At 56.6% G+C, this 10,545-nt stretch carries 10 protein-coding genes and 1 pseudogene; 3 read left to right on the top strand and 8 right to left on the bottom strand.

Translation table 11 applies throughout. The features are described 5' to 3' along the window. Positions 1-726 (top strand): restriction endonuclease (locus tag B2P82_RS06020; RefSeq protein WP_290495777.1); only part of this gene is annotated, 726 nt, incomplete at its 5' end. A 3-nt stretch (positions 727-729) separates the two neighbouring features. Here the strand turns inward: B2P82_RS06020 and B2P82_RS06015 are convergent. From B2P82_RS06015 to B2P82_RS05995, 5 genes are all read right to left on the bottom strand, one after another. Then, a complete protein-coding gene (locus B2P82_RS06015; protein ID WP_290480556.1) occupies positions 730-1,812 on the bottom strand; it encodes a tyrosine-type recombinase/integrase in 1,083 nt (360 codons plus the stop codon). After that, positions 1,802-2,332, bottom strand: coding sequence for a helix-turn-helix domain-containing protein (locus B2P82_RS06010; RefSeq protein WP_290944633.1), 531 nt, complete (start codon positions 2,330-2,332; stop codon positions 1,802-1,804). The genes B2P82_RS06015 and B2P82_RS06010 overlap by 11 nt, the downstream gene beginning before the upstream one ends. 2 nt (positions 2,333-2,334) lie before the next feature. Then, the gene (locus B2P82_RS06005; protein WP_290480558.1) at positions 2,335-2,571 is read right to left on the bottom strand and encodes a helix-turn-helix transcriptional regulator; all 237 of its coding nucleotides are present in this window, start codon (positions 2,569-2,571) and stop codon (positions 2,335-2,337) included. Between the two features lie 97 nt (positions 2,572-2,668). Continuing rightward, on the bottom strand, positions 2,669-3,421 hold the full coding sequence (locus B2P82_RS06000; protein ID WP_290480559.1) for a hypothetical protein: 753 nt from the start codon (positions 3,419-3,421) through the stop codon (positions 2,669-2,671). Positions 3,422-3,448: 27 nt separating this feature from the next. Beyond that, positions 3,449-4,684, bottom strand: a complete 1,236-nt coding sequence (locus tag B2P82_RS05995; RefSeq protein ID WP_290480560.1) for a tyrosine-type recombinase/integrase — start codon at positions 4,682-4,684, stop codon at positions 3,449-3,451. A gap of 363 nt (positions 4,685-5,047) precedes the next feature. Between B2P82_RS05995 and arsB the strand changes: the two are divergent. Both arsB and arsH read left to right on the top strand, forming a co-directional pair. After that, positions 5,048-6,057, top strand: a pseudogene (arsB, locus tag B2P82_RS05990) (ACR3 family arsenite efflux transporter). 94 nt (positions 6,058-6,151) lie between these two features. Next, positions 6,152-6,871 carry an arsenical resistance protein ArsH gene (gene arsH / locus B2P82_RS05985; protein ID WP_290495775.1) on the top strand — a complete coding sequence of 240 codons (720 nt, stop codon included), beginning with the start codon at positions 6,152-6,154 and terminating at the stop codon, positions 6,869-6,871. Between the two features lie 26 nt (positions 6,872-6,897). Here the strand turns inward: arsH and B2P82_RS05980 are convergent, their stop codons facing one another. From B2P82_RS05980 to B2P82_RS05970, 3 genes are all read right to left on the bottom strand, one after another. After that, positions 6,898-7,956, bottom strand: coding sequence for a DUF6607 family protein (locus B2P82_RS05980; RefSeq protein WP_290495773.1), 1,059 nt, complete (start codon positions 7,954-7,956; stop codon positions 6,898-6,900). Positions 7,957-8,051: 95 nt separating this feature from the next. Next, on the bottom strand, positions 8,052-8,522 hold the full coding sequence (locus tag B2P82_RS05975) for a MarR family winged helix-turn-helix transcriptional regulator (RefSeq protein WP_206992013.1): 471 nt from the start codon (positions 8,520-8,522) through the stop codon (positions 8,052-8,054). A 10-nt stretch (positions 8,523-8,532) separates the two neighbouring features. Further along, a complete protein-coding gene (locus B2P82_RS05970; RefSeq protein WP_290495768.1) occupies positions 8,533-10,524 on the bottom strand; it encodes a tetratricopeptide repeat-containing sulfotransferase family protein in 1,992 nt (663 codons plus the stop codon). Positions 10,525-10,545: the final 21 nt, after the last annotated feature.

Below are 10,545 nucleotides of genomic sequence, written 5' to 3'. Positions count from 1 at the left end.
CTCAAGCGCGGCGGCGCGCTGGAAAACTCGGCGCGAGGTGTTTGGGGACTGACTGACCTGGGTGAAACGATCCACTCCGTAGTGGCTACCGAAGCCATCTACCGCCAAGTCAACGAAGAGGAAAAGCAGCGCGCCAAGGAAAAACGCGCCGCCAAGAAGCAAGAGGCGGAAGCCAAGGCGGAACGCAAACTCCTGCGCGAATCCAGCGTGATCCTGCCTGAAACCATTAGCCCGGAAATCAATGCCGACGAAGACGACACGATTTCCGATGATTGGAAGGACGACTTGCTGGCCATACTGAAAGCAATGGACCCCGCCGCCTTCGAACGCCTATCGCAGCGCCTATTGCGAGAAGCCGGTTTCACCAAGGTCGAGGTGCGGGGCAAGACGGGCGACGGCGGGATTGACGGCGTCGGAGTTTTACGGGTGAACCTGGTTTCGTTTCAGGTCTATTTTCAGTGCAAGCGCTACAAAGGAAGCGTCGGATCGAAGGAAATTCGTGATTTCCGCGGAGCGCTTATGGGTCGGGCAGACAAGGGCCTATTTATAACCACCGGCACATTCACAAGCCAAGCCTCGGACGAAGCAACCCGCGACGGTGCCACAGCTATTGACCTTATCGACGGGGACCGCCTGTGTGACCTTCTCAAACAGTATGATCTCGGCGTCAGCACACAAATGGTCGAGCACGTTACCATCAATGGTAAGTGGTTTGACGGGCTTTAACCCTTAAGTGATCCCCTTAGCCTTAAACAGCGCCTCTAAATCGGCCATCGTCACCGGCACATTCTCGCCCCGATCCGTCACCGGCCCTGCAAAAGCCTCACGGACTAACCGCCCCTGTTCTTCAAGTGATATCTGCCCGTATGAGGTCAGCGTCGTCAGTAGAGATTCATGTCCAAGGTTCTGACTGCCTGCTTTGAGTACGGCTACCGACACACCGCGCCGGTACATTTCCGAAACCAGCATATTGCGGAAGCTGTGTGGCCCAAAAGGCGGCAAGCCCGCCGCTTCGAACGCGCCCTTGATAATGCGCCGTGCACTAGCCGATTGCTTCCAGTGCGCGCGCTTCAGACCGACCGTCTTGAATTGGCGGCGTTCATCCTGGCCCATCAGGTTTTGCGGAAAGATCGGGTCGCCTGGGCCGAAAAGCTCGACTGTTTCCAGATATGTGATCCAGTCGAGAAACACGCTCTCTATCCGGTCACTGACCGGCATCAAGAAAGTGTCGATCCGTTTGGAAAACTTTGTCTCAACCTCGTCTGGCATCTGGATAATCAGGCAGCGTCGGGGATCAAAATGCTTCAGCTTCAGCGTCGTCATCGCAGTCACGCGAATCGCAGTCAGGGCTGACAGGGCCACCAAGGCGCGATCACGCTTCTCTACGGCAGTTGCGACCGGCATCAGGTCAATCGCCCCCTCAATCATAGCCAATGTCGGAAAATCCCGGTCCCGCGGCGCACTCGCCGACCGGATCGCCTTCTCTGACAGGTTCATGAAGTCTATAGCCTCGCTCTTAACCTTCGACTTGTAACCCGGCTGCATAGATAGCCAGCGAAGAAACCGCATGACCTGCTTGACCGTCGAGAGAATTGTCGCAGGCGCAAGATCGCGATGCCCCATATATGCCTTGAAGCCGACCGCCTGCTTTTGATTGAACGTTCTGAAATCGGCGTGACAAGTAAAGTCTTCGAATCGGCTCAATGCCATGACGGTCTGCTTGATCGTCGCTTCCGCCTTCCCGTCAGCGTGTTCGAGATAGTAGAGATAAATGCGTTTCACCTGCTCATTCGCGGGGCATTTAATGGACACTCCCAGAGCCTCCTTCATACTGCTCAAAATCAAACGCGCCCTGCCCCGACCATAAGGGCGGATTAGCGCGGGGGTCGCAGTAGCCTGTTAGGTTCGAATCCGCTTTCGCTTTCCCCATCATCTCGCGAAGTATTTCGGGCAAGTCTGCGGTCTTTCTGGCTTGGTGCATTGATGTCCCGCACACTTGACATTTGCCTTTGATCAGCGTCGTCGCCACCATGGCTGTGGGTTCTGTTTTAACGGTGGCAGGATCTGGCGAACGTGGTTCGCAGCACTTGCAGCAGTACAGCTTATCCGTTCCGCAGGGCTTCTTGCGCTTAGCCTGCCGTGCCTTCAGCCATTCCTTCAACTCCGCGCCGTCGATCAGGCGGGGGGTGGTACCCGGAAGGACTGGAAGCCCCTCTTGAACCCAAGTCCTTACCGTCTCGACCTGACGATCAAGGCGCTCCGCAACTTCTCGGATGGTATAGGATCGCGATGTCTGGATCAGGCTCACATTCGGCTTTCGCTTGTTGCCCATACTCAAGACGCCTCGCCTTCTTTGGCTGCGCCATATTCAGAGGTCGAACGAAAGCGGTTGGTTAGAACCCAGGATTCGAGGTCTTCGATCCGATAGGCGATCCGTCGCCCGAGTTTTACATAAACAGGCCCTGTCCCCGTCAGCCTCATCTTTGCCAACGTACTGACAGAAGGCCCGTATTGCTCCTCGACCTGTCTAGGCGACAGGAGCGTCGTCTGAACCGTCTTCACAAGCGTCATAGGTCAATCCCCATCGTTGTACCGGAACCGCCCGGTTGGATGAAGAATGCCTATCAATCGAAAAGGGTGTTGCGCACGTACTTGTGTACGCAACAGGTCAATTCGGCTCGCGCTGATCCCTTTCTCTTTTGAATCGGCCCATGGCGAATGCGTCAGTGATCGCATGCCAGTCCTCGACTTCCTTCACGAAGTCGCCGTCTTTGAACCAACGCATAACCGTAGAGCGCTCTACATTCATCATCTTGGCCACGATGCCCAACGAAACGGGTGTCCCCTGCTTCATGAGTTGAGCGCCCAAGGAAACGGCGGTGTGCCGATTGTGCCTCACTTGCATGTCCCGCGCTTCAACTGACACCTCAGCACGCAGTTGGTGCTTGATTAGTACGATCAAATCCCTGGGAATGATCATCTGATCGTTCCAGTCTAAAGCGTCCAGCATCATGGCAATCAGATAGTTTAGGAAACTATCGCTGACAGCTTCACCCCGCCCAACAAGATGAGTTTCACCCAACGCCTCCCGCGCGCGCCGCTCAACCAGTAGCTCGATTAGTCGCAGGCTCACCCGACTTGCTGAAGCTTCATCAGCATCCAGGGAACCCACGACATCTTCAGGTTCGATGTCCAAATCTCTGAGACGTTCTTCGTTCGCAAAAACCCATTCCAGAGACCAATTGGTCGCGACCTCGATCAGCTTGCCCGGGTTCTGCCGCCTTAGTTCGAGGTAGTGTTCAAGCGTTGGGTTGTCTTTGAACGCTTTGGATAATTCGCTGAAACCACCGGCTTCGCTATTATGCTGTGCAGATAGCGAAAACGAGGTGTAGTCCTCATCATATTCTTCATTATCGTCCATCCTCAGGAACTGGATGGATTCGTCATCTTAGTCTTGGATCAATCCCGCCAGACGCTGGCCGACAGTTTCAGCAGCGCCACGCACCGGATCATCATGCAAGTGTGCGTATTGCGCTGTGGTGGCCGTATCCTTATGGCCAAGAAGTGCACCGATTACTGGAAGGCTGGATCCCGACGAAACAGCCATGCTCGCAAAACTATGGCGAAGGTCGTGCAGGCGAACTTCTCCCAGGTCAGCCGCGGCGCGCAGGCCAAGCCATACCTTCGGGGTGCCTACGTAGGGACGTTCTAAATCGCTTCCCGGGAACACTAAATCGGTTCCCTCAAACTTAGGTAAGCTTTTAAGGATCGCCTGCGCCGCGCTGCTCAAGGGCCGGATCGCCTGCCCTGTCTTTGAATCCGGTAAGCGCAAAAATCCGAGGTCAAAATCGACATCTTGCCACCGAAGTTGTTCGATCTCGCCTTTCCGGCAGCCAGTGAGGATCAGTAGTCGAATGATGGCGATTCCCGATGGATTGACGCCTGTCGCTTCTGCCTGGCGTAAAGAACTGCCAAGTCGCTGCAATTCTTCCAGGCTGAGGAAGCGCTGGTTTTGTCTATCCTTGAATCGCTTGACGCCTCTGACGGGATTATCCGCCATAAGCCCCACATCAACGGCAAATGAAAAGATTCCTCCCAACAGTCCCACGGTTCGCGAAGCGGTCCCCTTCCCACCTGTCACAATGGCTCGTCCCCTTTTTCGGGTTTTCACGTCAACCGCCGTTTTGCCCGCCGCGACATCCTGCATGAATCGGGTGACGGTCCCTTTCGACACATCAGTCAGGCGCAGGCGACCAATTAGCGGCTTGATATGCCTCTCGATCCGCCCGCGATCAGTTGCCAGAGTTGATGCTTTCTTCGTGGCAGTGCCGCTGGCCTGATACTCGTCGCAAAGTTCTGCAACCGTCAAAACCGACTTGGCTTCCTGCTTCATTTTCGCCGGGTCTTGCCCCTGCACCGCAGCCCCAAGCAAACGTCGTGCCTCATTGCGTGCGCTTTCGACGGTCCAAGGCGAGCCATGAGCACCGATCGTCATGCGCCGTGTTGGAGCCCTCCGACCGCTACCATGGCGATACTGGCAAACGTAAACCTTTCGACCACTCGGACAGACCTTGAGACCGAACCCTTTGAGATCCTTGTCCCAAAGGAAGAAGTCGCGATCAGAAGGCTCGGCTTTGTCGATGACGGTTTTAGTCAGTTTGCGGGTCAACAGTGCATGCTCCATGGCTCCCAGTAAGCACACAGTAAGCACCAAAGAGAAAAGCACAAGGAACCGACTGGAAACCAAATCTCACAAACGCATATTTTTCAGTGATTTATAGACTGTGTAGGAACACCAAGGATCGAAGCAGAATGCATTTCCCCTGCCCTCCGAAGGCAGAGGTCNNCGAATCCTCTTGGGTGCGCCATTCCTCATCTTCAGTCGCAGAAAAGGCGCGGCCTCGGAGCAGTCTTTGGCGTGAACTCCCTGCAGGCATGCGCTCCAAGAAATACCAGAACGATATTCGATGAATTATTGAATAATAATGTATGCGGCACTAACTAGCCCGGATCGGAACGCCGACAGAGTAAGATGCGGGGCATACTCATGGGACTATTCGAAAGATACCTCTCTATCTGGGTATCACTCGCCATTGCGATTGGGATTGGCCTGGGGCAGATCGTGCCTGGCGCGTTCGAAGCACTTGCCCGTTTCGGATATGCAAATGTGAATTTCGCTGTCGCCCTGCTCATCTGGGCCATGGTCTGGCCCATGATGATCGGCGTGGATTTTTCTGCCATGCGCCGCGTCGGTGAGAAACCGAAGGGGCTGATCATCACACTGGTTGTGAACTGGCTTATCAAGCCCTTCACTATGGCGGCCCTCGGCGTTCTTTTTTTCCGCCATGTCTTCGCGCCGTTCATCCCCCCCGGAGACGCGGAAGGCTATATTGCCGGCCTCATCCTTTTGGGCGCTGCCCCCTGCACGGCGATGGTATTTGTCTGGTCACATCTGACACGTGGCGACCCGAATTACACACTGGTTCAGGTCAGTGTGAATGATGCGGTGATGGTGTTTGCCTTCGCACCGATTGTCGCTTTCTTGCTGGGAGTCACGGATATCGCCGTGCCGTGGGAGACGCTGCTCCTGTCGGTTGCGCTCTATGTGGTCGTTCCCCTGATGGCGGGCATTCTGGCTCGTAATGCCCTTAAGAAGCGCGGGGGTGAGGAATCGGTGACCGCCTTCACGCGCCGTATCAAACCCCTGTCGGTGATCGGCCTTCTGGCTACCGTTACACTCCTGTTCGGATTCCAGAGCGAAACGATCCTGGCGAAGCCGATCATCATTGCGCTCATTGCCGTACCAATTCTCATTCAGTCGTACGGTATCTTTGCACTCGCCTACGCGGCCGCCTGGGCATGGAAAGTGCCACACAAGGTCGCCGCGCCCTGCGCCATGATCGGCACGTCCAACTTCTTCGANNGGCGATCAGCCTGTTCGGGCTGAATTCCGGAGCGGCGCTCGCCACAGTTGTCGGCGTGCTGGTCGAGGTGCCGGTCATGCTGTCGCTGGTAGCCTTCGCCAATCGCACCCGCAATGCGTTCCCGGAAACTTGAGAGAGCTCTCACGCAAAGCCTCACTTCTGAACGCGAACAGGTTTGCATGACTGCATGCAATCAACTGATCTGCCCGAGAAAGACCAACACACAGATGACCTCCACGAATGACCTTCCTGCCCTTCACGAAGACAGTTTTCGCGAGACCGACCCAGACGCCCTCCTGACTCCTGCGCTCAGCACACACAAGCCACATATCCTGCTTCTGCATGGTTCTTTACGGGAGCGGAGCTATTCCCGCCTGGCAAATGAGGAAGCCGCTCGCATTCTGGAAAAGCTCGGCTGCGAGACTCGCATGTTCGATCCCGATGGTCTCCCGCTCGCCGATGGGGCGGAGGACTCCCACCCAAAAGTACAGGAATTGCGAGATCTCGTCGTATGGTCGGAAGGAATGGTCTGGTGTTCACCGGAGCGGCACGGTGCAATGTCGGGAGTCATGAAAACCCAGATCGACTGGATTCCCCTCTCTCTCGGCGGTGTCCGCCCTACCCAGGGAAAGACACTGGCCGTCATGCAGGTCTGTGGCGGGTCGCAGAGTTTCAACGCCGTCAATCAGCTACGCATTCTGGGACGCTGGATGCGGCTCATCACCATTCCAAACCAATCGTCTGTCGCCAAAGCATTCCTGGAATTCGACGAACGCGGCCGCATGACCCCCTCGCCATATTACGACCGAATTGTCGATGTGATGGAAGAACTCGTGAAGTTCACGCTCCTGACCCGGGACCGTGCAGACCATCTTGTTGACCGCTATTCAGAACGCAAGGAAAGCCCCGCCAAACTGTCCGAACGAGTCAATCAGAAGAAAATCTGATAGGGGCATTCCAACCATAGCCGAGCTCAGTCTGTTTCGGCTATATCCATGTCAGTGGGACGCAATCGGTCAGCCAATGCGCCAATGTCGCTGGTCGTGAAATTTTCGATCAACTGTCTGGCCTCCAGCACCGCCTCTTCGTTTCCCTTGCTGCCGTCTGCCACTTCACCGGCGAGGGTCAGCAGAGGCATGTAGAGCGCTTCGGTCTCGCCCTTGATTGTGACGGCAAATGCTTCGTTCTGATTGGCAATCCTGTCCCATTCGCCGCGAACGCCAGCCCAGAAGTCTGCGGTACCGCTCCAGTAATCTGTTGCAATCTCGGTCTCGAAGTCGCTGTCTCGGCGATATGTGTTCAGGCCAGTCTCACGCGCCAGCATGTGTGGCTGACTACCGCTCAGGACGAGCTTTCCATTGTCCTGCTCATGCACCCAGCCCCAAGACGTAACGACGTGCCGGTTCATCGCATGGATGGCGTGGTAATCATCGCGTGTGGTCATATCGCGCCGCGGTAGCGGGCGCCATTCATGTGGCGGCTGCCAGGTGGCAATCCCATTCTCATGCGACCATGTCGCAACAGCCCCGTATCGCGGCGCATCATCGACTTGGTAGACCGTCTGAGACCAAGTACCGGCTCGCTCGGATGCTGGAACGTCACGCCACTCCCAGGCATTTCCGCCAATGAATATCAGCACACGCTCAGGCTCATACTGCCAGTCCTGACGCCAGTGCTTGATCGCCATCTTGTGCTCGCCGCCTACGACCAGAATATGCTGTAGGCTGATGAAGTTTTCGCGATCCTCGACAACGAGGACCACTTCATCCCCACCAGACACTTTGCGAGGCTTCAGAAAATAGTCATCGTCGAAGGCGACGGTTTCGTTGAAGTCGAACTTCACCTTGTAGTTTCCCGCCATCGCCAGGATAGCTTCACGATCTGCCTGGAACTGAGGATCCCTCAAATCGGTCGCCGCAGGATGCGATATCACATTGGAAATATCAGACCGCGCCGGCAGCGTCGTACACGCAGCAAGCAATACGCCTGCCAGTACGGAAATGGAAAGTACGATCCGATTCGTCGCAATCATAGGGTGCCCTCATTCACGTCATCTGTCCGGCGCGGGTAAGAGCGCGACCTAGCATTGATGAAAATGATTTGCAATCGCAAACTTGCGTGTGACGCTTATCCCAGTTCTCCGACGTCCAAAAAGGGCGCAGCGTCGAGCTCTTCGGCATCAAGCAGGCCAGCCGCGCGCTCAAGAGCCGCTACCAGCATGGATTGTTGCCAGTCAGGGAGTTTGTCGAATCCGGCAGCGAATGTTTCGTGCAGCGGGTCGGGCGCAACCGACAGAGCCTCTTTACCCGCAGGCAGTAGGTTCAGCCAAACACGCCGACGGTCGGTGTCACACCGGCGCCGTGCGATCAAGCCCCGTGCCTCCAGCTTGTCGACAAGGCTGGTGATGGTGGCATGTTTCAGCTGTGTGGCCTCTGCCACCCGGCCTGCGGAGATCTCCCCCTGCTCATCGAGCATGCGCAAGACCGTCATTTGTGACGGAGTAAGGCCCGCCGTCTGAGCCAGCCGCTTGGACGCCAGTTCTGTCATGCGCTGTATTTTACGCAGCGCGATCAAGGCATCATCGGACCGTGTGCTCACCTGACGACTCCTATTGGGGCGCGAGGTCGGGTCCCAGCGCGGCTTTCAGTGGATCAAGGTGTGCCTCATAAGGGCGCCACTGCTCAACCCCGCTTTTGTTGATCGGACGACGAACCTGCTCGGAGCTGGCCGTGCGCACGGCCCGGTCAGTCTTGTGAAAATTCACACAGGCCTGATCAAACGGCAAACCACAATAATCGAGAATCCGCCGCACCTGGCCTTCCAGGTCTTCCAGGACATCCTCGTGCTGAACGCGCAGGACTCGCCCTTCCGGGAGAACACTGTCCCAATGCGCCATCAGATCGACATAGCCGCGATAGTAGTTTCCAATATCATCGAGGCTGTAGGTGAACTCCTGACCTTCCGCGAAGAGTTGCTTGAAGCCCGACCAACAACAATCCATCGGGTCGCGCCGCGCATCGATGATCTTGGCATTGGGCAGGATCAGATGAATCAGGCCGATATGCCGGAAATTGTTCGGCATCTTGTCAGTGAAGAAAGCCGCTCCCTGACGATGGATGCGTGTCGTCTCAATATATTCCTCACCGAGCGCAGACAGCTCATCGGCGGGAAGTTCATGCAGGATACGCGGGTAGCGCTCACGGTCTGTCAGTTGCTTACGCCCCCGCAGGCGATGAGCAAGTGACAGGATATTGGGAAGCTCAAGCGTTCCGTCCACGTCTGGGTGCGACGCGAGAATCTGTTCGATCAAGGTCGAGCCCGCCCGCGGCAGGCCAAGAATGAAGATCGGGTCTGGCGCGGGGCAGCCCTTACCGGCCTGAGCTTCAAACAGGTCAGCCGTACAGATTGCTTTTTGCGCGTCGAATTCCGCATGCATCTGGTCGGTCGTATAGCGAACCGTCTGGTGCTTCAGCGCGTTGCCCTGCGCATAGGCTAGGAATGCGGCGTCATGATCGCCGCGATCCTCATGGGCCTTGCCAAGCGCAAACGCGATGTGGACGCGGGACATATGGTCAATATCGAGTGCAGCAAACTGGGCTTGCATACGGGCGAGTTCATCATCGCCGAATGTGTAGGTCTTGAGATTTGCGAGACCGTACCAGGCATCCCCCTGCCCCGGCGCAACATCTGTTGCCGCCTTGTATGAACTGATTGCCTCTTCGGTTCGACCATAGGTTTTGAGCGCATGACCCCGCGAGACCAGCGTAGCAGGATCACCGGGGATTTTCTGTAGCACCCGTTCAAAATGGTCCAGCGCGGTTTCATAATCACCCGCCTGCATACTCTCGATGGCGAAATGCGACTGGAATAGCGGATTGTCCGGATCACGCGCCATCAGAACTCCAGCCTGCTCCAGCGCTGCTGCAAATTTCTGCCGCTTGCGCAACACCTGAATATAGTCGAGCCGCAACTGCACATTGTCCGGATCAAGATCGACCGCGCTTTCAAGCAGAAATTCTGCATCCTCCTGAACACCGAGGCGGGACCCGATATCCGCCAGCAGGCGCATGCCTTCGACATGGGTCGGGTGCTTCTGGAGAAACGCTCTGGCGATTTCCTCGGCCCGAAAGACGCGGCCCTCATGAATATGATTTGTCACCGCTTGCAGCTCACGCGGAAGCGCGCGTACACGGTCTGCCTGCGCGCGGGCGTTGGTCGCCGCGTCCGTATTGCCCGCCTGATGGTACAGGTCTGCTAGCGCAGACCAGCTTGCCATCAAGGCAGGATTGTAGCGGGTCGCGCGCTCAAAAGCGCCGACGGCTCCGGACAAATCTCCGAGCTTGCGCTTGAGATGCCCCTCTTCCTGATAAGCGCGGCCGAAATCCGGTGAGACCGACTTCAACGCGTCCAGATGCGCGAGCGCGTCCGCGCTGCGGCCTTCATAGCGCGCACAGACGGCGGCCATGTAGAGCGCTTCCTTGTGAGTCGGCTCGCCAGCAAGAAGCGTATCGGTGATTTGTCGGGCGGTTGCAAAATCGCCAGACTGTATGGCTTTCTGCGCGTCCCGCAGGGCGAGGTCCGGATCAGCGATAGCGGTCATCTTGGTGCCTGAAGTTCCCGT

The organism is Hyphomonas sp. UBA4494 (genome assembly GCF_002388935.1).
Lineage (GTDB): Bacteria > Pseudomonadota > Alphaproteobacteria > Caulobacterales > Hyphomonadaceae > Hyphomonas.
This window is presented reverse-complemented; position numbering and strand designations above follow the sequence as displayed.